Origin of the sequence: Streptomyces regalis, from assembly GCF_001509475.1 — a bacterium.
Taxonomy (GTDB): domain Bacteria; phylum Actinomycetota; class Actinomycetes; order Streptomycetales; family Streptomycetaceae; genus Streptomyces; species Streptomyces regalis.
Genome location: NZ_LLZG01000058.1, coordinates 74,932 through 94,915, shown reverse-complemented (window position 1 = coordinate 94,915; position 19,984 = coordinate 74,932). Strand labels below are relative to the sequence as shown.

The following is a 19,984-nucleotide window of genomic DNA, read 5'->3' as shown; positions in this document are numbered from 1 at the left end:
GACCGGAGTAGGTGAGTTCTCGGTAAGGGCTGCGCCCGCGGACGCCCGAGCGAGGCTCTTGATATCCATTTTCATCTAGCGTGGAGCCGAAGCCGGGACGGATGGAGCTCGGCGGACCATTCGCCGTGCCTCGGAGGTATCCATGCCCGCGCCCTCGTCCCGACGTCTTGCCCCGCTGATAACCGGCACCTGCCTGATCCTCCTTGCGGGCTGCGGCAGCTCTTCGGACTCCGGAAGCGACACCGACGCAGCGCAGAGCCCCGCCGCGGCCTCCGTCGTCCCGGTGGTGGCCTCGACGGATGTCTACGGGGACATGGTCGAGCAGATAGGCGGCGGGAAGGTGGCGGTCACCTCGATCATCAGTGACCCCGACCAGGATCCGCACTCCTACGAGGCCAACACGCAGAACCAGCTGGCGCTGTCCAAGGCGAAGGTCGTCATCGAGAACGGCGGCGGTTACGACGACTTCATCGACCGCATGATGAAAACGAGCGGCGGTTCGTCCGCCGAGGTGATCAACGCGGTCAAGGTGTCCGGCAAGAGCGCCCCGGCGGGCGGGGAGCTCAACGAGCACGTCTGGTACGACTTCCCCACGGCTGCCAAGCTCGCCGACCGCATCGCCGCCGCCCTGGCCAAGGCGGCCCCGGACGACGCCGCCACCTTCACGAAGAACGCCAAGGACTTCAAGGAGAAGTTGAAGCCCCTGGAGCAGAAGGAAGCCAAGATCAAGGCCGACCACGGCGGCGAGGCGGTGGCCATCACCGAGCCCGTGCCGCTGTACATGATCGAGGCGAGTGGGCTGAAGAATGCGACGCCCGCGGCGTTCAGCGAAGCCATCGAGGAGGGCGACGACGTCTCCCCGAGGACCCTGCAGGACACGTTGGCACTGTTCACCGGCAAGAAGGTCAAGGCGCTGGTCTACAACGAGCAGACCTCCGGACCGCAGACCGAGAAGGCCGAGCAGGCGGCCAGGGCGGCCGGGATCCCGGTCGTCCCCGTGACCGAGACCCTGCCCAAGGGCAAGGACTACCTCGGCTGGATGACCGCCGAGGTCGACGCGCTCGCGAACGCGCTGGCCAAGTGAGGCGCGTCGGCGTGTCCGACCCTCGCACGGACACCGCGGTGATCAGCCTGCGGGCAGCGGCCCTCTCCTACGGCGAGCGCGTGCTGTGGCGGGACCTCGATCTCGACGTACGGCCGGGCGAGTTCCTGGCCGTGCTCGGCCCCAACGGATCGGGCAAGACCAGCTTGGTGCGCGCCCTGCTGGGCGGGCGGCAGCTGTCGGCCGGCACGCTGACGGTGCTCGGCCGTCCGCCCCGGGGCGGCAGTCGGCACATCGGTTACGTCCCGCAGCAGGGAACGCTGTCCGCGCACGCCATGCTGCGCGCCCGGGACTTGGTCCGCTTCGGCATCGACGGGCACGGCTTCGGACCCCGGCTGCGCACCAGCGCCGTACGCCGCCGCGTGGACGAGATCCTCGCCTCGGTCGGGGCCGCCGCGTACGCGGACGTCCCCGTCGGCCTGCTCTCCGGCGGCGAACGCCAGCGCGTACGCATCGGACAGGCGCTGGCGACCGACCCCCGGATCCTGCTGTGCGATGAGCCACTGCTCTCCCTCGACCTGCACCATCAGCGGGCCGTGACGGAGCTGGTGGACGCCCGGCGCCGCTCCCACGGCACGGCGGTGGTCTTCGTGACCCACGAGATCAACCCCGTACTGGGACTCGTGGACCGCGTGCTGTACCTCGCCCGCGGCGGCTTCCGGGTCGGCGCACCCGACGAGGTGCTGACCTCCGAGGCGCTGTCGCAGCTGTACGGCACGCCGGTCGACGTCATCCGCGTCCGGGACCGGATCACGGTCGTGGGCGTGCCCGACGAGGTGGCGCAGCCGCCGCATCACCCCGAACTGCCGCACGGAGTACGGCCATGACCATCGCCGACGGGATCTGGCAGCAGATCTTCAACTTCGACAACTACGGCGAACTGCTCGCCCTCGTCCGCAACTCCCTGATCGCCGGCGTCGCACTAGGCCTGGTCGGCGGTCTGGTGGGGGTCTTCGTGATCATGCGGGACCTGCCGTTCGCGGTGCACGGGATCAGCGAGCTGTCGTTCGCCGGTGCCTCGGCCGCGCTGCTGCTGGGCGTGAACATCGTGGCCGGCTCGATCGTCGGTTCCCTGATTGCCGCCGGAGCCATAGGGCTGCTCGGTACGCGCGCCCGGGACCGCAACTCGGTGATCGGCATCATCATGCCCTTCGGCCTCGGCCTCGGCGTGCTCTTCCTCGCCCTGTACAAGGGCCGGGCGGCGAACAAGTTCGGCCTCCTCACCGGGCAGATCGTCGCCGTCGACACCCCGCAGATGTCGTGGCTGCTCGGCACGTCGGCGGTGGTGCTCGTGGCGCTGGCCGTGATGTGGCGGCCGCTCGCCTTCGCCAGCGCCGACCCGGATGTGGCCGAGGCGCGGGGCGTGCCGGTACGGGGGTTGTCGTTCGCCTTCATGATCGTGCTGGGCCTCGCGGTCGCGCTGTCCGTCCAGATCGTCGGGGCGCTGCTGGTCCTCACCCTCGTCGTCACGCCCGCGGCGGCCGCGGCCCGGATCACGGCCTCACCGGTGCTCCTGCCGACGCTGAGCGTGGTGTTCGCGGTGGCCTCCATCGAGGGCGGGATCCTGCTGGCCCTGGGCAGCAGCGTTCCCATCAGCCCATACGTCACCACGATCTCCTTCACGATCTACCTCGTGTGCAGGCTGGTGGGCAGGTCCCGGGCACGGCGGTGGGGAGCCGCGCGAGCCGCTCCAGTATGAAGACATGAATGAGTCTTCATCTGTTCCTGTATCGTGTCGTGCATGACTTCCACGCTTACCTCGCCGTCGGCCGACCGAGCTGTGTCCGCGCGGTCCGGCGACGTGCCCCGGCGGCGTACGCGGCTCCTCGCACTGCCGGAGGTCCGCTGGGCCGTCGCGGCCACCGTGCTGTTCCTGCTCGCGCTGCCCCTGCAACTTGCCGGAGCACCTGCCTGGACCTGGGGCCCGCTGTACGCGCTGTCGTATGCCACGGGTGGCTGGGAGCCGGGCTGGGAGGGGCTCAAGGCGCTGAAGGACAGGACCCTCGACGTCGATCTGCTGATGGTCGTCGCCGCGCTCGGCGCCGCCTCGATCGGGCAGGTGATGGACGGCGCCCTGCTGATCGTCATCTTCGCGACCTCGGGTGCCCTGGAGGCGCTGGCCACCGCGCGCACCGCCGACTCGGTACGCGGACTGCTCGACCTCGCCCCCGCCACGGCCACCCGGATCGGCCCCGACGGCACCGAACAGGCCGTCCCCGTGGAGGAGTTGGCGGTCGGCGACACCGTCCTCGTGCGACCCGGCGAGCGCGTCGGAGCCGACGGCCGGGTGCTGGACGGCGCCAGTGAGGTGGACCAGGCGACCATCACCGGCGAACCGCTTCCCGCGGCGAAGGAGCCGGGCGACGAGGTGTTCGCCGGCACCCTCAACGGCACCGGCGCCCTGCGCGTCCGGGTCGAGCGCGACGCCTCCGACTCCGTGATCGCCCGGATCGTACGGATGGTGGAGGAAGCGTCCGAGACGAAGGCCCCCACCCAACTGTTCATCGAGAAGGTCGAACAGCGCTACTCGCTGGGCATGGTGGCCGCGACGCTCGCCGTGTTCGGCGTCCCGCTCGCCTTCGGTGAGGCGTTCTCCGAGGCGCTGCTGCGCGCCATGACCTTCATGATCGTGGCCTCGCCGTGCGCGGTGGTGCTGGCCACCATGCCGCCCTTGCTGTCGGCCATCGCCAACGCCGGCCGGCACGGTGTCCTGGTGAAGTCGGCGGTGGCGATGGAACGCCTCGGCCAGGTCGACGCCGTCGCACTGGACAAGACCGGCACCCTCACCGAGGGCACGCCGCGCGTCACCGACGTACGGCCGCTGCCCGGACGCGACTTGGACGAGGACGAGTTGCTTTCGCTCGCCGCGGCCGCCGAGCACCCCAGCGAACACCCGCTGGCCCGGGCCGTCGTGGCCGCGGCACACGAGCGCCACCTCGAACTGCCCTCCGCGCAGGACTTCGCCTCAGCGCCCGGGGTCGGCGTGAGGGCCCTGGTCGACGGCCGCACGGTCGAGGTGGGTGCCCCCGCCCGCCTGCTCGACGACACCGACGGTGACGCGAGCCCGGCCGCCACGCTCGCCGGGGAACTCGAACTGTCCGGACGTACGGCCGTCCTCGTGGTCGTCGACGGCGCCTCCGCAGGAGTCCTCGGCATCGCGGACCGCCTGCGCCCAGACGCAGCCGCCACCGTCGCCGCACTCACCACCCTCACCGCAGCCGCCCCGATCCTGCTCACCGGCGACAACCCCCGGGCCGCCGCCCACCTGGCCGCCGAGGCCGGCATCGAAGACGTGCGCGCCGGGCTGCTGCCGCAGGACAAGACGGGCGCGGTCAAGGAGTTGGAGGGCGCGGGCCGCAAGGTGATGGTCGTCGGGGACGGTGTCAACGACGCGCCCGCCCTGGCCGCCGCCCACATCGGCGTTGCCATGGGCCGGGCGGGCTCCGACCTCGCCCTGGAGACCGCCGACGCGGTGATCGTCCGCGACGAACTCGCCGCCGTCCCCACCACCGTCGCCCTCTCCCGCCGGGCCCGCAAACTGGTCGTGCAGAACCTCGCCATCGCCGGGGTGTTCATCGCGGGCCTCGTCACCTGGGACCTGGTCGGCACCCTGCCGCTGCCGCTCGGCGTCGCCGGCCACGAGGGCTCCACGGTCCTCGTCGGCCTGAACGGCCTGCGCCTGCTGCGCGAGGGAGCCTGGCAGCGGGCGGCGACCGACGGGACCGGCCGAAGGGACTGACGGGCCGTTGGACCGCCGGTCGCGGTGAACTGGTAGAGCTTGGGCGTCGGCTCGTTGCTGATCGCGGCGCCGGCCGGACAGCTGCCGACCGTCACCCTGTCCTCGGACACTGTCACGTCGTAGGCGTTCAAGGTGTTCGGGGTCTCCGGGCTGAGGTCCGCTTGCCGTCCAGGTAGGCACGGGCGGCTGCTGCCGCGCCGCCCGGGGCCGGGGCCGGCTCCCGGTTGTGACCGCGCGGCGATGTGCGGTTCCATCAACGGGACGGGCGTGCCCACAGGTGACTTCCGGCCGCCGGAGGCGCTCTCGGGGGAGGGCCGTCAGTGTCCCTGCGCCGGGCCGCTGCTGCGGCGGATCACGAGGTCGACCGGGACCAGAGTGTCGACCGGGGGCGGCTCGGCGGGGCCGTCGAGCCGGCTCAGGAGCAGGCGCAGCGAGCGTGTGCCGATCTCGGCGAAGTCCGTGCGTACGGTGGTCAGCGGGGGCAGGAAGTGCGCGGCCTCGGGGATGTCGTCGTAGCCCACGACGCTGACGTCGTCCGGGACCGAGCGGCCGGCTTCGTGCAGGGCGTGCAGCAGACCGAGGGCCATCTGGTCGTTGGAGGCGAACACGGCCGTGACCTCCGGGTGCCGGGCCAGCTGTCGGCCCAGCTCGTAGCCGGAGTCGGCGCTCCAGTCGCCGATCAGCGGGGCCGGGACCTCGGCGCCGGCGGCCTCCAGAGAGGCCTGCCAGCTGCCCGTCCGGTGGTCGGCGGAGGTCCAGCCGGTCGGGCCCGCGATGTGCCACACGGTGCGGTGGCCCAGCCCCAGCAGATGCTCGACGGCCTTGCGGGCCCCGGCCCGGGAGTCGCCGGTGACCTGCTGGGTGTCGACGTCGAGGCCGTTCTCCAGCACGACCAGCGGGGTGTCGAGGCGGGTGTCCGCAAGGGTCTTGCCCACCCACAGCTGGGGGGCGATGGCGATCACCCCGTCCGCGCCCTCGGCCGACAGTCGGTTCACCGCCTCGACCACCGTGTCCGGCTCGGCCGTGTCCAGCGCGATCGAGCTCAGCAGGTAACCGGCCTCCTGGGCCGCGGTGTTGATCGCGGTGAGGATGGCGGCGGGCCCGTAGCGGGCCGCGTCGAAGGAGATCACGCCGAGCATCCGGGTCCGGCCACTGGCCAGCGACCTGGCACTGCGGCTCGGTCGGTAGCCCAGCGTCCGCATGGCCGCCAGAACCGTCTCGCGGGTCTCGGGCCGCACCGACGGATGGTCGTTGAGGACGCGCGAGACGGTCTGCTTGGAGACACCGGCCAGCCGGGCCACGTCGTCCATCACGGGACGCGAGCCCGCGAAGTTCCGTCTGCTGCGTCCCCTCGGAGCGGAGCCGTCGGCGGAGCTGCGGGTCATGATGGCTGTTTCCTCGACGTCGGTACGGCGGTGGTGTCCCGCCCCGGCAGACCCCAGCATAGGCAGGCCGACGGGGCGGGTTCCCGGACGGGCGCCGCTCAGCCCGGCGGTCGGACCGCCCAGGTACGGCTGCTGATCCACTCGGCCCGCGTCACGGCAGCCGTCCGCGCCGCGTCCCCCGCGTCCTGCGGCACATGGACCCTGGCGTCGGCGTGCAGGGGCAGCACCCGCACCCGCAGCACCGCTCCCGCCGGGAGCCGTCCGATGTCCCAGACCCGCCCCGAGAAGAACTGGTCGGCGACCAGCGTGTCCCCCACATACGCCCGCCCCACGTCCCCGCTCCAGTACAGCCGCAGGACGGTCCCGTCCGGGAGATCCTCCGGTACGTCGATGCGGTACTCGACGGCCACCGTGTCGAAGTACTTGTCGGCAGGCGCGCTCGCCCGCTTCAGCACGCCCGTCGAGGGCTCGGGCGCCGGACCGGCAGGCCGGACGAGGGTGACCGGCGCCGCGGAAGCCTCACCCTCGCCGCCGCCCCCGACGGTGTAGCGGGCGAACACCCCGTCCGCCTCGCCGGCCACCGTCCCACCGCCCACCACCAGCGGATGCTCCGGCGCGGGCAGCACGGCGAACGACGGCCGTGCGGCAGTGCTGTGCACCCGTACCTCGTCGCGGTCGAAGACGACCCCGTCGGCGCACAACACCAGCCGCTCGGCACCCCACGCCTCACCCCGGTAGACGGTACGAGCCGTCGCCGCGTCCAGCACCAGCAGACCGACCCGCCCGCCGTCCACCGCCTCCACCTCGACCAGCGCGTCGGTTCCGGGCCGCAGTCCCGTCACCAGGATCCGGCCGTCGATGTCGGCGATGTCCCCGGACGGCGCGCTCACGGACTTCACCGTGCCCGCGTCCAGGGCGAGTTCGGGCCCGATGCCGTCGGTGGCGGCGAGCACGAGGACCGTACGTCCGCCGAGATCGACCGTGCACACCGGCTGCGCGGTCGCCCACTCCAGCCGCACACCCGCGACGTCGAGCCGCAGCGGCCAGCAGAAGTAGGCTCCCGCGGGCACGGTCACGGGCGAGCTGGGCAGGGTCAACGTCCCTGCGCCGACCGGGAATTCGACCGTGAAGGAGGTGTCCGGGCGGTCGGGCAGGGGCTCGTGCGGCTGGTGGTTGTTGACGAACAGGAAGCCCGAGGTGCCGTCCGCGCGGACCGCCCAGCGCAGCGTGTCCCGGTCGTGCTGGCCCGCGGGCCGATCCTGCGGCAGCACGGACTGCATCGGGGCGATGAGGTGGCCGAGGTCCGCCAACAGCAGGTGCTGGAGGCGCAGTTCGTCGTACGAGGGCCGGTACTGGCCGTACTCGCCGAGCGGTGCCTGGAAGTCGTACGTCAGGACGGGCAGGTCGTTGGGGTAGGCGGTGGCGTGGGACTCCTGGAGTGTGGACAGCTCCCCGGCCGGATTCGTGCCGCCGTGGAACATGTAGTAGCCCTGCCACACCGAGCCGCAGCCGATCTTGGTGAGCCCGAGCGCGCCGATGTCGGCGGCGTTCAGACGCGGCCGTCGGTGGTAGGCCACCGCCATGCCGCCGCCCAACTCACAGGTGGCCCAGGGGAATCGGTCCGCGAAGGCGTCCGGGTCACCGCCCCGGACGGTGGTCGGCCGCAGATCGGCGCCGATGCCCTCGTCGTCGCGCTGGTGGGTGAAGAAGAAGTGCTTGCGGCAGGTGTCGGGCCAGCCGCCGTCCGCCTCGGTCCAGAAGGCCTCGGGGTAGCCGCCGTACAGGGGGAGCAGTTCGTCGCCCGGGAGCTGGACGCCGCCCCACGCGGTCGACGTCCACATCGGCGCGCTCAGGCCGGCCTCCTGGGCGAGGCGCTTCAACGTCCTGAGGTGACCGGGCTGGTCGTAGAGCTCGTTCTCGATCTGGATCGCGATGATCGGGCCGCCGTGGCCGCGGTCGAGGCCGCGCAGCTGCTCGGCGATGGCCGCGAACCAGCCGCGCACCGGCTCCAGATACGCCGGGTCGTCGGTGCGGGGCGTGCAGTCGCGGGTCAGCAGCCAGTCGGGCAGACCGCCGTTGCGGACCTCCGCGTGGGACCAGGGGCCGACGCGCGGGATGAAGTCCAGGCCGTGGCGGGCGCACAGCTGGGCGAAGCGGCGCAGGTCGCGGTTGCCGTCGAAACGGACGCGGCCCTCGATCTCCTCGTGGTGGATCCAGATGATGTAGGAGGCCACGGCGGTCACTCCGCCCGCCTTCATCTTCAGCAGCTCCTCCTCCCACTCCCCGGCGGGGAAGCGGGAGTAGTGGAACTCGCCGGAGACCGGGAACCAGGGGCGTCCCCCGCGGGTGAGCCAGCGGCTGGTCACCTCGATCGGGTCGGTGACGCCGGGCGCGTCGGCGAACGGGAGGTGCCCCGTCAGTGGGGGAGTGGCGGGTGCGGGGATGCGCAGGCGGTGTGGCTGGGTCACCAGGTGTTCTCCGGTCCGAGGTCGGCGGTGTCGGTGAGCTGGGCGCGGGTGGCGGTGGTGGCGTGCAGTTCCAGGACGACGAGGTCGTTGGTGCCCGGGCGCAGGACCGGCGCGGGGACGTACAGGGTGTGCTGGGGGCCGCGGTTCCAGTAGCGGCCGAGGTGGAAGCCGTTGATCCAGGCCTGGCCCTTGGTCCAGCCGGGCAGGGCGAGGAAGGTGTCGGCCGGGGTGTCGACGTCGAAGGTGCCGTGGTGGAAGGCGGGTTCGGCGGCCGTGGGTGCGTCTGACGGCTCGAACGGCACCGCGTCCAGGCTGTCCAGCGGCAGCGGGTGGCAGTCCCAGCCGTGCAGGGGGATGCCGTTGAAGGAGACGGGGCCGAGGAGGCCCTTGGGGGCGCCGATGCGGGGGCCGTAGTTGACACCGCCCATGTTCTCGACGAGTACCTCCAGCGTGGCGCCGGGGCGCGGCACGCGCACGGGGAGGGTCTCGTCGTGCCGTTCGCGTTCGAGGACGCCGACGGGGGCGCCGTCGACGAAGACCTGGGCGCGGTCGCCGACTCCGCCCGCGAAGTGCAGCAGACCGTCGCCCGCCGCCTCGAACGTCGTGCGGTAGAGGGCGTAACCGGTCTGCAGGCCCAGGCCGTTCATCGTGGCCGGGTCGTCGGTGCGGACCGGTTCGGCGAGGGTGGACGCGTGGGGGAGGAGCGGCGCTCGGCGGTCCAACTCGACGATGACGGGCGGGAGTTTGATGGCGGGCGCGGGGGCCGGCTCGTCGGGGACCGGTGCGTGGCGGGCGATGACCTCGCGGAAGGCGTGGTACTTGGGGCCGGGGTCGCCGCACTCGGTGAGGGCCGCGTCGTAGTCGTAGGACGTGACGGTGGGCTCGTAGGCGTACTTGTGGTTGGCGCCGTTGGTGAAGCCGAAGTTGGTGCCGCCGTGGAACATGTAGATGTTGACCGAGGCACCCGCGGACAGCAGGCGGTCCAGGTCGGCGGCGGCGTCGGCCGCGTCCCGCACATGGTGGGGCCCGCCCCAGTGATCGAACCAGCCGATCCAGAACTCCGCGCACATCAAGGGGCCCTCGGGCTGGTGCCTGCGCAGCTCCGCCAGATTCTGGTCGACCCGACTGCCGAAGGTGGCCGTGGCCAGGACGCCGGGAAGGCCCCCGGTGGCCAGGTGCTCGGGGTTGGCCTGGTCGCAGGTGAAGAGCAACTCCTCGACGCCCCGGGAGCGGAAGGCCTGTTCGAGGTGCTTGAGGTAGGCGGAGTCGTCGCCGTAGGCCCCGTACTCGTTCTCCACCTGTACGGCGATCACCGGGCCGCCCGCCGCGGCCATGTGCGGCAGCAGCGGGGGCAGCAGGACGTCGAGGTAGCGGTCGATGGCCCCGGTGAAGCGGGGGTCGCTGGTGCGCAGCCGGATGTCGTGGTCCGCGATCAGCCACGCGGGCAGACCGCCGTCGTCCCACTCGGCGCAGATGAACGGACCCGGGCGCAGCAGGACGTGCAGGCCCTCGTCGCGGGCGAGGCTCAGATAACGGGGCAGGTCGAGGAAGCCGTCGAGGACGAGGGGGCCGTCGGGATCGGGCTGGTGGAGGTTCCACGGTACGTATGTCTCCACCGAGTTGAGCCCCATCAAGCGGGCCTTGCGCAGCCGGTCGGCCCACTGGTCGGGGTGGATCCGGAAGTAGTGCATCGCGCCCGAGATGATCCGGAACGGCTCGCCGTGCAGCAGAAAACCGTCGGGGGACGTCGTCAGAGAGGACATGCGGAAGCTTCCCTTCGCTATGAAGTGCGCAGCGGGTTCAGCGAGTTCGCGTACTGCGGATCAGCCAGAGCGTGGCGGCGAGGCACAGCGCCGAGACACCGGACAGCAGGAGCGGGACCGCGCGGATCCCGGACCACTCGATGGCCTTGCCCAACGCCGGACCCGCCACCACGCCGCCGACCATGGAGGCGGCGATGACCACCGCTCCCGCTCTGCGTGCCTGCGGGGCCGCACGGTTCAGCCACGGCAGCCCGGTCGGGAAGATCGGCGCGATGAACAGGCCGACGCCTGCGTACGCGTACGGAGCCAGTGCGGGGACAGTGGCGAGCAGCAGGCACACCGTCATGCCCGCGCACGAGACGGTGATGATGGCCTGGGCCGAGAAACGCAGCGCGATCGGGGCGACCAGGAAGCGGCCGACCGTCATCATCAGCCAGTACACGGACGTGGCGGTCGCGGCGAATCCGGCGCTGTAACCGACGGTCTCCAGATGGGTCGGTTCCCAGCCGCCGACACCGGCCTCGATGCCGACGTGCAGGACGTACAGGGCGACGAACACGGCGAGCACGGAGCCGAGACTGCGGGCCAGAACCTGACCGCCGTGCGACTCGCCGGCCGCCTCGGACGGCTGCGGCGCCCGGTCGCGTACGCCGCGCAGGCACAGCAGCAGCGGCAGGTTGGCCAGCGCGAAGCCGAGGAAGACGGCCGGGTAGTGGGCGGCGCCGACCGTGCCGATCAGGGCAGGGCCGAGGATCGCGCCGATGCCGAAGTGGGCGTTGAGGATGTTGAGCATCGCGGTCGAGCGGTGGCCGAAGCCGACCGCGAACAGCTGGTTGAGGCCGTAGTCGATACCGCCGAAGCCGAGCCCGGCCAACAGGGCCATGGCCAGGGCGGTCGGCCAGTTCGGCGCCAGCGCGAATCCGGCCGCGCCGACGGCCATCAGCAGATACGAGGCGCCCAGGATCCGCCGGTTGCCGATCCGGCCGTAGAGCCGGTCGAAGAGCAGCACGCCGGCCACCCCGCCGACGAAGTGCGCGCTCAGCCCGAGCCCGGCCGCCGACGGGGACAGGCCGAACTCCTCGCGGAAGGCGGGAATCGCGGGGCCGTACAGGGCCTGGAGGGCGCCGATGAGCATGAAGCCCACGCAGGAGGCGACTACGGCGGCGGGGCTGAAGACCCGGGGGTGCGGGGGTGCCGACGTCACTGTCATGAGGCGCTATGTTACCGGTAACATAACGCCGCTCGTCAAGATCCGTGCCGCATTCCGGGATGCTCTGGACTGCCAGTACAAGCTCTGGACGTATAGTCTAGGAGCTGCTCGGTGGGGTATCACGCCGAGCCAAGGGCGGACGAGGAGTGCGCGATGGCGGCCGAGCAGGCCCTGGAATCCGAGCGGGACGCGATCGTCGCCGCGCTGACGCCGGTCATCGACGGTCTCGCGGCCACGTTCGGGCCGATGTGCGAGGTGGTCCTGCATGACTACCGGCGGCCGGAGAAGTCCGTGGTCGCCGTGGCCGGTTCGGTGACCGGGCGGGCCGTGGGCGGGGCGATGAGCGAGATCGGCATGCGGATCGTCGCGCGCGGCGACGGAGCGGGCGACGAGCTGAACTACGTCACCCGGACCCGGGGCGGCAAGCTGGTCAAGGCGTCCACCATGGTGCTGCGGGACTCCACGGGCACCGTGTTCGGTGCCCTCTGCGTCAACCTGGACGTCACCGCCGTCGGCGACGCCCACGCCCTGCTCGGCGCCCTCGCCGGCATCGGCGGCACCCCGGCCGACGTGCCGGTCACCACCTTCGGCAACGACATCGACTCCGTCGTCGACGCCATCCTCGACGCCCACCAGCTCCGGCAGAACGGCAGTTGGGCCGCTCTCGACCGCGCCCAGCGCCTGGAGCTGTTCCGCGGCCTGGACGAGCGGGGCGTCTTCGCCGTGCGGCGCGCGATCGAACAGGTCGCGGCACGGCTCGGCATCTCCCGCGCGTCCGCCTACAGCTATCTGTCGCAGGCACGCGCCGACGCCCAGGCTGTGACGGACCGAGTGCCGGACCGCACGACGGACCGGGCGCCGGATCGAGCGACGGACCGCGCAGCGACCGAGACGGACCTTGCAGCGACCGACGAGACATCCCCTGGAGGACACGCGTGACGACCACCACCCCACCGGTCACCCTCGACGACGTCCGCGACGCCGCCGCGCGGCTCAAGGGCGTCGCGCACCGCACGCCGGTGCTGCGCTCGCGGACGCTCGACGAACTCGTCGGTGCCGAGGTCTTCCTCAAGTGCGAGAACTTCCAGCGCGTCGGCGCCTTCAAGTTCCGCGGCGCCTACAACGCGGCCTCCCGTCTGACGCCGGAGCAGCTGGACCGCGGCATCGCCGCCTACTCGTCCGGCAACCACGCCCAGGCCGTTGCCCTGGCCGCCCGGGAACTCGGCACCACCGCGGTGATCGTCATGCCCGAGGACGCCCCGCCGTCGAAGCGGGCGGCGACCGTCGGCTACGGCGCCGAGATCGTCACATACGACCGCTACACCGGCGACCGCGTCGCGATCGGCGAGGCCCTGGCCGCCGAGCGCGGCCTCGCGCTCATCCCGCCCTACGAGCACCCGCATGTCATCGCAGGCCAGGGCACCGCGGCCCTCGAACTGCTCGAAGAGGTAGGGGAGTTGGACGCGCTGGTCACGCCGGTCGGGGGCGGCGGACTGATCGCCGGCAGCGCCACGGTGGCCAAGGGGCTGCACCCGGACATCCGGATGATCGGCGTCGAACCGGAGGCCGGCGACGACACCAAGCGATCCCTGGAAGCGGGGCGGCGGATCAGCATCCCGGTGCCGCACACGATCGCCGACGGCCAGGCCCTGCACACGCCGGGCGAGCTCACCTTCTCCGTGAACCGGCGGCTCGTCGACGAGATCGCGCTGGTCGGCGACGACGAGATCCGGGACGCGATGCGGTTCGCGTTCGAACGCCTGAAGATCGTCGTCGAGCCGAGCGGCGCCACCCCGCTGGCCGCCCTGCTCGCCGGCCGGGCGGGTGCGCTGCCGCGCCGGGTCGGCGTGATCATCTCCGGCGGCAATGTCGACGCCGAGCGCTTCGCCGAGCTCTGTGGGAAGCAAGCCTGAGCGGACGTTCCCCGATTGGCGGGCCCGGATGGACGGGCGGACCATGGACCGGTAGGGGGTCGGCCGCCGACGGCGGTGTCCAGGGCCACCGGGGAGACCGGCCCCGGTCGCGGTGATCCGCGGCCGGAAGGGAGCGCGTCATGACCTTGGAAGTGAAGACGCTCGACAAGCCGGACGAGCGCCGTGATTTCCCGCGCGGCCACCTCGAAGCCGTCCACATGACGGACCTCGACTTCGCCGTGGCGACCTTCGAGCCCGGCTGGCGCTGGTCCGAGTCCGTGGCCCAGATCGCGGGCACCGAGAGCTGTCAGATGCACCATAACGGCTACATCGTCCAGGGCCGCATGCACATCCGCATGGACGACGGCGGCGAACAGGAAGTCGGCCCCGGCGACGTCTTCGTCTGCTCGCCCGGACACGACGCCTGGGTCGTGGGCGACGAGCAGTGCGTGGCCTATGACTTCCAGGGGCAGACGGCGAGGGAGTACGCGAAGAAGGAGTAGCGCCGCCCGTCCCGCGCCGGCTCGTCACACGGTGACGACGATCTTCGCGCGCGCGTGCTCCACCTCCAGGTGCCGGATGGCCTCGGCCGCCTCGCTGAGCGGATACGTCCGCTCGACGACCGGGGTCATCTGGCCGGACTCGGCGAGTTCGCGCAGCGTCGCGAGGTTCGCCCTGCTTTGCCTGGCCGGGAGTTCGAGCAGTCGCTGGCGGGCGAAGGGGGCCGCCAGCCGCCTCTTGAAGAAGAGCCCCATCGGTCCGACGATGCTGCCGCCCTCGTACACGCCGCCGCCGGACAGCACGAGCGTGCCGGTGGGAGTGATCGCGCGCCGGAACCCGGCCAGCGAGTGGTTGCCCACCAGGTCCAGCACGACGTCGTACCGCCGGCCGCCCCGGGCGAAGTCCTCGCGGGTGTAGTCGATGACGTAGTCCGCGCCCAGGGAGCGGACCAGGTCCGCGTTCCTCGTGCTGCACACCGCGGTCACCTCCGCGCCGTACGCCTTGGCCAGCTGCACGGCGAACGTGCCCACACCGCCCGACGCGCCGTTGACCAGGACCGTCTGGCCCCGCTGCACCCGGCCCACGTCCCGCAGCCCGATGAGGGCGGTGTTCCCCGCCAGGGGTATCGCGGCCGCCTGCTCGAAGGTCAGGTTGGCCGGCTTCGGGCCCACCATGGTGTCCTTTGCGCACACGAACTCCGCGAACGCGCCGTCGGCCTCGCCGAACACCTCGTCGCCGGGCTTGAGCCCCATGACCCCGCTGCCCACCGCTTCGACGCGGCCGGCGAAGTCCCGGCCCCGGACCCTGGCCTTCGGCCTGGTGACTCCGAGGACCAGGCGGGCGATCTTCGGGTCGCCGTGCATCAGATGCCAGTCGTAGGCGTTGACCGAGGCCGCGTGCACCCGCACCAGCACCTCGTCGGCCGCCGGCACCGGAGTGTCGAAGTCCCTGAACTCCAACGTGTCCGCCGAGCCGTACCGGTCCTGAACCACTGCCTTCATGGGATCCCCCTCTGTTTGTGGCGAGCGTACGGAAGGCCCACGGAACCGGATATCGGGGATGAACCCTGATTTTCTCCGGGGCCGACCCTGACCTTGTCCGTGTTCCGAGACAGCCGGGAGAGACCCATGACCACCATCGAAGGCTCCGTCGCCCTGGTCACCGGCGGCAGCCGCGGCATCGGCCGCGCCCTGGTCGCCGCCCTGTACGAGCGGGGCGCGAAGAAGGTGTACGCCAGGTGAACGCGAACTTCATCGACTCGCCCGTCGACGACGTGCGGCGCGAATTCGAGACCAACTTCTACGGACCGCTCCTGGTCACCCGGGCCTTCGTCCCCGTCATCGAGCGCAACGGCGGCGGCCACATCCTCAACGTCCACTCCGTGCTGTCGTGGATCGGCCTCGTCGGCTCCCACAGCGCGTCCAAGGCCGCCTTCTGGTCACAGACCAACTCGCTGCGCCTCGACCTGAAGCCGCGCGGCATCGAGGTCACCGGCCTGCACGTCGGCTACGTCGGCACCGACCTGACCGCCGGCATCGACGCGCCCAAGTCCACAGCCGAGAGTGTCGCGGCCCAGGCCCTCGACGGGATCGCGTAGGGCGCCCTCTACCCGCAGCTCACCGCCGCTTGATCAGCTCCCGATCACACGGGCAGCAGGCGCGCCACCAGCGCGCTGAGCTGCCGGGCGGTGCGGCACTCGTGCATCTCGACCAGCTCGGCGTAGTCGGGCGCGGCGGAGTCGCCCGTGCCCCAGCGGGAGCGCTGCTCGGGGTTCAACCAGTAGACGCGGCGCGCCCGTCCGGCGATCTGCCGTACGGCAGGCAGATTCGGGTCGCTCATGTTGGTGCGGGCGTCGCCGAGGACGAACACGGTCGTGCGCGGGCCGACCGCGGCGCCGTACCGTTCGGCGAACTCGCCCAGCGCCATGCCGTAGTCGCTGCTGCCGTGATAGCCGGTGAGCGTGGCTTCCGCCTCGATGCGGGCACTGAGCCCCTCCGGGTCGGCGGTGCCGCGTTCGAGCAGCCCGGTCACCTCGTCGATCCGGTTGACGAAGGCGAACACGCGCACCTTGCTGAACTGGTCGTGCAGCGCCTGCACCAGCAGCATCGTGAAGTCCGAGAAGCCGGACACCGAGCCCGACACATCGCACAGCAGCACCAGTTCGGGGCGGACGGGACGCCGCCGACGCAGCACCGGCTTCATCGGCACCCCACCCGTCGACAGCGACCCGCGCAGGGTCCGCCGTAGATCGATCGAGCCCCGGGAGGCGCGGCGGCGACGGGCCGCGAGCCGGGTCGCCAGCTTGCGGGCGAGTGGTTGAACCGCCCTGCGCAGCTCGGCCAGTTGAGCCTTCCCCGCGAACAGGAAGTCGACCCGGTCGGCGGTCGGAGTCACCGCCCGCCGGGCGATCTCGTCCCGGCCCCGTCGCTCGGCGACCCGGCGCCGCGCCTCCGCGGCCACCAGCGCCCGGAACGCCTCGATGCGCTGCCGGATCTCGTCCTCCAGCAGCCGGTCGGCGAACCCCGAACTGCCGCCCTGCGACCGGATGTTGTCGCGGACGCGGGCGAGCAGGGTCTGCGGGCGCAGTCGTTCGAGCGTCTGGTACGACGACCAGCCGTCAGACTCCGGCGCGGAACCGTAGCCACCGAACCCGTCGACCGCCTCGACCGCCAACCGGCCCATCATCACGTGGTCGTTGGCCGTGAGCGCGGCCGCCAGCCGTTCGCGCAGATCGTCCCGTCCCGCGGCCTTCTGCTCCGGCCCGCCGACACCGCGCGGGAAGTACAGGTCGAAGACCGGGTCGAACACCTGCCGCTGGCCGGTGCCGTGCAACAGCGTCGCCGCCAGCCCCTCGCGCAGCAGCTCCCGGTCCGCGAAGCCGAGTGCCTCCACCGCCTGCGCCGCGTCCACGGTCTCGCCGGTGCCGATCCGGACACCGTGCGCGCGCAGCGCCCCGACGAGGGAGGTCAGCCGCTCCGCGACACCCGCGGGCGTGGTCACAGGGCGCCCAGGGTGTCCAGGTCCAGCTTGGCGGACGCCTTGAGCACGTCGTCCTGGTGCTTGAGGAGGACGCCGAGGCTGGCCTGTACGACCGTCTCGTCCAGGGTGTCGGCGCCGAGCGCGAGCAGCGTGCGCGCCCAGTCGATGGTCTCGGCGACCGACGGCAGCTTGCGCAGGTCCATCGCCCGCAGCGCACCCACGACCCGTACGACCGAGCGGGCCAGCGCCTCGTCGAGCCCCGGCACCTTCAGCCGTACGATCCGGCGCTCCAACTCCTCGTCCGGGAAGCCGATGTGCAGGAAGAGACAGCGGCGGCGCAGCGCCTCGGACAGCTCCCGGCTCGCGTTGGAGGTGAGGACGACGAACGGGCGGCGCGTTGCGGCGATGGTGCCCAGCTCGGGCACGGTCACCTGGAAGTCGCTGAGCACCTCCAGGAGCAGGCCCTCCACCTCGACGTCCGCCTTGTCGGTCTCGTCGATCAGCAGCACCTTGGGGTCGTCGCCCCGGATGGCCGTCAGCAGCGGCCGCGTGAGCAGGAACTCCTCGCTGAAGATGTCCGTGCGCGTCTCGTCCCACGTCTCGTCGCGGCCCGCGCTGATGCGCAGCAGCTGCTTGGCGTGGTTCCACTCGTACAGGGCCCGGGACTCGTCGACCCCCTCGTAGCACTGCAGGCGTACGAGCCGTGCTCCGGCGACCTCGGCGACGGCCTTGGCGAGCTCCGTCTTGCCGACCCCGGCGGGGCCCTCCACCAGGAGCGGCTTGCCGAGGCGGTCGGCGAGGAAGACGGTCGTGGCGACCGCGGGCGAGGCGAGATAGCCGGTCTCGGCCAGACGTGCGGAGACGTCGTCGACGGATGTGAACAACGGGGCCTCCAGCTCGGCGGCGACAGTCGGAGCACCTATCTAAGCGCTTGTTCAGTGATGCTGTCACAGTGGTTCCGGGTACCGGAAGGGCGGATACCGATCGGTTTCCCGGTGCTTCGTGGCGAGGTGACCTCGCTCGTACGGCCACATCGGACAAGACGTCCACCAAGGACCGGCATCTCGACGCCGCGGCCGAGCTTTTCTACCGCGAGGGCGTCTCCATCGGCGTGGAGGCGCTGTGCCGGACCACCGGGGTCTCGAAACGGTCCATGTACCAGCTCTTCGCGAGCGGCGGAACCCGCCTACCGGGGCTGCCCCTGTCCAGCCGCGCTGGTCGAGCTGAAGGATCCCGAGCACCCGGCGAGCGTGGTCGCCCGCGGGGCGAAGGAACGACTGGAGGGCTTCTTCCGCGTGCGGGAGGGGGAAGGCGGGGCGCGGGATCCGGAGCTGCTCGCGCGCCAGCTGATGCTGGTCTTCGACGGGGCCGGTGCGCGCGCGGGTGCAAAGGTGGAGACCCTGGAGGGGCTGGCGACCGCGACCGTGACCGTGTTGTTGGATGCGGGCAGGGCCGGCGCGCCGGCGAGTGCGAAGGTCGAGACGCTGGACGGGCCGGCCACCGCGACCATGAGCGCGCTGCTCGACGCGGCCGGCGTGAAGTGACGGAAGGGGCGGCCGCCGCAGCGGCCGCCCCTCGTCGTAGGGGTCCTTCTCGCGACGTCACCGTTCTCATGACGCCACAGCGACCGCCCCGACCGCCGGAGTGCGCAGCATCCGCCGGGCCGTGACCAGGCTCGTCCCCAGCGTCACCGCCGCCGCGATCGCGACCACCGCGGCACCGATGCCGTAGGCCTCGCCCGGCAGCACCCCGTCGGTGCGGACCACGGTGAACGGGACGATCCCGGCCAGCGCGGCCACCATGCCGAAGAGAACTCCGGTGACGGTCAGGATCAGCGTCTCGGCACCGACCGTCCCGAGCACCTGGCCCGGGGTCGCCCCCGCCAGGCGCTGCTGGCCGAACTCCCGGGCGCGGTAACTCGTCGCCGCATACAGGGAGTTGACCAGCATCACGCAGACGAAGACCGCGATGATGCCGACGACCGTGAAGTTGAGCGTCTCGAGGTTCTTGGCGTCGACCGACTTCGTCAGGCCCGAGGCCTCGACGGCGTCGCTCTCCACCGCCTGCATGGTGAGCGTGGCGGTGGCCACCGCCGCGAACAGGATCAGCGACATCAGGATCCCGGCCAGATGACCGGCCCGCTCCCGCAGATTCCGTACGGCCAGCCAGCCGCTCGCCCCGCTCAGCGGCAGCCGGTCCAGTACGCCCTCCAGCAGCCGCGGTGCCCGCAGCGCGAAGCCCACCGACAGCAGGATCGCCCCGTAGGCCGGCGGCGCCATCAGGGCGGCGTCCGTCGCCGAGAACACGAAGGTGGAGGAGACCGACGCCGCACCGGTGAGCAGCGCCGCGTACGCGAGGAACTTCCGCGCCCCGCCCCGCCGTTCGTGCCCGCGCGTGGCTCGCCGTACGGCGAGGAAGGCGGCGCCCGCCGACGCGAGCAGCGTGATGCCGATACCCGTCATGAGCGCGATCGGGCCGAAGGAGTGGTCGACGGACTCGGCGACCTGGCCGCTGTCCTGGAACACCTCCAGCAGTGCCTGTCCGCCCAGCATCGCCGGGCCGATCGCCAGCGCCGCACCCACCAGGGCCACCGCCACCGCCTCACCCACGACCATCCGCCCCAGCTGCGCCGGAGTCGCCCCCGAGCAGCGCAGCAGCGCCAACTCGGCGGCGCGCTGACGGACGTTGACCGTCAAGGTGGAGGCGACGGCGAAGAAGACCAGCAGGGTGCCGTAGCCGCCGACGACGCCCGCCGCGGTGGACAGGGTCTCCGCGCTGGTCGGGTCGACGCCGTCCTGCGCCGCCGTGTCGTGCAGCGAGTTGAACGTCATGATGATCGCCGCGCCCAGGAAGGCGGACAGCAGCGTCGCGAGGAACCGCCCGGGGTGGTGCCGTATCGACCGCATGGCCAGCAGGAACATCGC

Annotated in this window: 15 protein-coding genes and 2 pseudogenes; 9 read left to right on the top strand and 8 right to left on the bottom strand. The window is 71.8% G+C overall.

The features are described 5' to 3' along the window. Window positions 1-142 precede the first annotated feature (142 nt). From ADL12_RS10905 to ADL12_RS10890, 4 genes are read left to right on the top strand one after another with little or no spacing between them, the layout of a single operon-like run. Complete coding sequence (locus ADL12_RS10905; RefSeq protein ID WP_062700993.1) at window positions 143-1,084, top strand: metal ABC transporter solute-binding protein, Zn/Mn family; 942 nt, start codon at window positions 143-145, stop codon at window positions 1,082-1,084. A gap of 11 nt (window positions 1,085-1,095) precedes the next feature. Beyond that, window positions 1,096-1,929: a metal ABC transporter ATP-binding protein gene (locus tag ADL12_RS10900; protein WP_062700991.1), complete on the top strand. Its 834-nt coding sequence runs from the start codon at window positions 1,096-1,098 to the stop codon at window positions 1,927-1,929. After that, window positions 1,926-2,801, top strand: a complete 876-nt coding sequence (locus tag ADL12_RS10895) for a metal ABC transporter permease (RefSeq protein WP_062700990.1) — start codon at window positions 1,926-1,928, stop codon at window positions 2,799-2,801. The genes ADL12_RS10900 and ADL12_RS10895 overlap by 4 nt, the downstream gene beginning before the upstream one ends. Before the next feature lie 42 nt (window positions 2,802-2,843). Beyond that, window positions 2,844-4,841 (top strand): heavy metal translocating P-type ATPase, encoded by a 1,998-nt coding sequence (locus tag ADL12_RS10890; RefSeq protein WP_079051960.1) that lies wholly within the window; start codon window positions 2,844-2,846, stop codon window positions 4,839-4,841. 317 nt (window positions 4,842-5,158) lie between these two features. Here the strand turns inward: ADL12_RS10890 and ADL12_RS10885 are convergent, their stop codons facing one another. The 4 genes from ADL12_RS10885 to ADL12_RS10870 all read right to left on the bottom strand — a co-directional run bounded on the left by ADL12_RS10885 (window position 5,159) and on the right by ADL12_RS10870 (window position 11,667). Further along, window positions 5,159-6,226 carry a LacI family DNA-binding transcriptional regulator gene (locus ADL12_RS10885; protein WP_062701049.1) on the bottom strand — a complete coding sequence of 356 codons (1,068 nt, stop codon included), beginning with the start codon at window positions 6,224-6,226 and terminating at the stop codon, window positions 5,159-5,161. A 98-nt stretch (window positions 6,227-6,324) separates the two neighbouring features. Further along, on the bottom strand, window positions 6,325-8,694 hold the full coding sequence (locus ADL12_RS10880; RefSeq protein WP_062700986.1) for a beta-galactosidase: 2,370 nt from the start codon (window positions 8,692-8,694) through the stop codon (window positions 6,325-6,327). Continuing rightward, window positions 8,691-10,457: a beta-galactosidase gene (locus ADL12_RS10875; RefSeq protein ID WP_062700984.1), complete on the bottom strand. Its 1,767-nt coding sequence runs from the start codon at window positions 10,455-10,457 to the stop codon at window positions 8,691-8,693. The genes ADL12_RS10880 and ADL12_RS10875 overlap by 4 nt, the downstream gene beginning before the upstream one ends. A 37-nt stretch (window positions 10,458-10,494) precedes the next feature. Next, window positions 10,495-11,667 carry an MFS transporter gene (locus tag ADL12_RS10870; RefSeq protein WP_062700982.1) on the bottom strand — a complete coding sequence of 391 codons (1,173 nt, stop codon included), beginning with the start codon at window positions 11,665-11,667 and terminating at the stop codon, window positions 10,495-10,497. 153 nt (window positions 11,668-11,820) lie between these two features. Here ADL12_RS10870 and ADL12_RS10865 point away from each other — a divergent pair, with 153 nt between their 5' ends. The 3 genes from ADL12_RS10865 (at window position 11,821) to ADL12_RS10855 (ending at window position 14,083) form a co-directional block, all read left to right on the top strand. Further along, on the top strand, window positions 11,821-12,606 hold the full coding sequence (locus ADL12_RS10865; protein ID WP_244187871.1) for a helix-turn-helix transcriptional regulator: 786 nt from the start codon (window positions 11,821-11,823) through the stop codon (window positions 12,604-12,606). Further along, window positions 12,603-13,580, top strand: coding sequence for a threo-3-hydroxy-L-aspartate ammonia-lyase (locus tag ADL12_RS10860; protein ID WP_062700980.1), 978 nt, complete (start codon window positions 12,603-12,605; stop codon window positions 13,578-13,580). Before ADL12_RS10865 ends, ADL12_RS10860 begins: the two co-directional genes overlap by 4 nt. A 140-nt stretch (window positions 13,581-13,720) precedes the next feature. Further along, the gene (locus ADL12_RS10855; protein ID WP_062700978.1) at window positions 13,721-14,083 is read left to right on the top strand and encodes a cupin domain-containing protein; all 363 of its coding nucleotides are present in this window, start codon (window positions 13,721-13,723) and stop codon (window positions 14,081-14,083) included. A 24-nt stretch (window positions 14,084-14,107) separates the two neighbouring features. On the opposite strand, the gene ADL12_RS10850 is transcribed toward ADL12_RS10855, so the two are convergent. Beyond that, the gene (locus ADL12_RS10850) at window positions 14,108-15,082 is read right to left on the bottom strand and encodes an NAD(P)-dependent alcohol dehydrogenase (RefSeq protein ID WP_062700976.1); all 975 of its coding nucleotides are present in this window, start codon (window positions 15,080-15,082) and stop codon (window positions 14,108-14,110) included. A 126-nt stretch (window positions 15,083-15,208) separates the two neighbouring features. Between ADL12_RS10850 and ADL12_RS10845 the strand changes: the two are divergent. After that, a pseudogene (locus ADL12_RS10845) lies at window positions 15,209-15,672 on the top strand (SDR family NAD(P)-dependent oxidoreductase); the annotation flags it as partial. Between the two features lie 50 nt (window positions 15,673-15,722). Here the strand turns inward: ADL12_RS10845 and ADL12_RS10840 are convergent. Both ADL12_RS10840 and ADL12_RS10835 read right to left on the bottom strand, forming a co-directional pair. Beyond that, complete coding sequence (locus ADL12_RS10840; protein ID WP_062700974.1) at window positions 15,723-17,081, bottom strand: vWA domain-containing protein; 1,359 nt, start codon at window positions 17,079-17,081, stop codon at window positions 15,723-15,725. Continuing rightward, window positions 17,078-17,944: an AAA family ATPase gene (locus ADL12_RS10835; RefSeq protein ID WP_062700972.1), complete on the bottom strand. Its 867-nt coding sequence runs from the start codon at window positions 17,942-17,944 to the stop codon at window positions 17,078-17,080. Before ADL12_RS10835 ends, ADL12_RS10840 begins: the two co-directional genes overlap by 4 nt. A 146-nt stretch (window positions 17,945-18,090) precedes the next feature. On the opposite strand from ADL12_RS10835, the pseudogene ADL12_RS50090 reads away from it, so the two are divergent. Continuing rightward, window positions 18,091-18,505: pseudogene (locus ADL12_RS50090) on the top strand (TetR family transcriptional regulator); the annotation flags it as partial. A gap of 165 nt (window positions 18,506-18,670) precedes the next feature. Here the strand turns inward: ADL12_RS50090 and ADL12_RS10825 are convergent. Next, window positions 18,671-19,981: an ABC transporter permease gene (locus ADL12_RS10825; RefSeq protein WP_062700970.1), complete on the bottom strand. Its 1,311-nt coding sequence runs from the start codon at window positions 19,979-19,981 to the stop codon at window positions 18,671-18,673. Between the last annotated feature and the right edge of the window lie 3 nt (window positions 19,982-19,984).

Coding starts and splice junctions, on each gene's coding strand:
- ADL12_RS10905 (WP_062700993.1), top strand. CDS start 143: ATGCCCGCGCCCTCGTCCCGACGTCTTGCCCCGCTGATAACCGGCACC.
- ADL12_RS10895 (WP_062700990.1), top strand. CDS start 1,926: ATGACCATCGCCGACGGGATCTGGCAGCAGATCTTCAACTTCGACAAC.
- ADL12_RS10890 (WP_079051960.1), top strand. CDS start 2,844: ATGACTTCCACGCTTACCTCGCCGTCGGCCGACCGAGCTGTGTCCGCG.
- ADL12_RS10885 (WP_062701049.1), bottom strand. CDS start 6,226: ATGACCCGCAGCTCCGCCGACGGCTCCGCTCCGAGGGGACGCAGCAGA.
- ADL12_RS10875 (WP_062700984.1), bottom strand. CDS start 10,457: ATGTCCTCTCTGACGACGTCCCCCGACGGTTTTCTGCTGCACGGCGAG.
- ADL12_RS10870 (WP_062700982.1), bottom strand. CDS start 11,667: ATGACAGTGACGTCGGCACCCCCGCACCCCCGGGTCTTCAGCCCCGCC.
- ADL12_RS10865 (WP_244187871.1), top strand. CDS start 11,821: ATGGCGGCCGAGCAGGCCCTGGAATCCGAGCGGGACGCGATCGTCGCC.
- ADL12_RS10855 (WP_062700978.1), top strand. CDS start 13,721: ATGACCTTGGAAGTGAAGACGCTCGACAAGCCGGACGAGCGCCGTGAT.
- ADL12_RS10850 (WP_062700976.1), bottom strand. CDS start 15,082: ATGAAGGCAGTGGTTCAGGACCGGTACGGCTCGGCGGACACGTTGGAG.
- ADL12_RS10825 (WP_062700970.1), bottom strand. CDS start 19,981: ATGTTCCTGCTGGCCATGCGGTCGATACGGCACCACCCCGGGCGGTTC.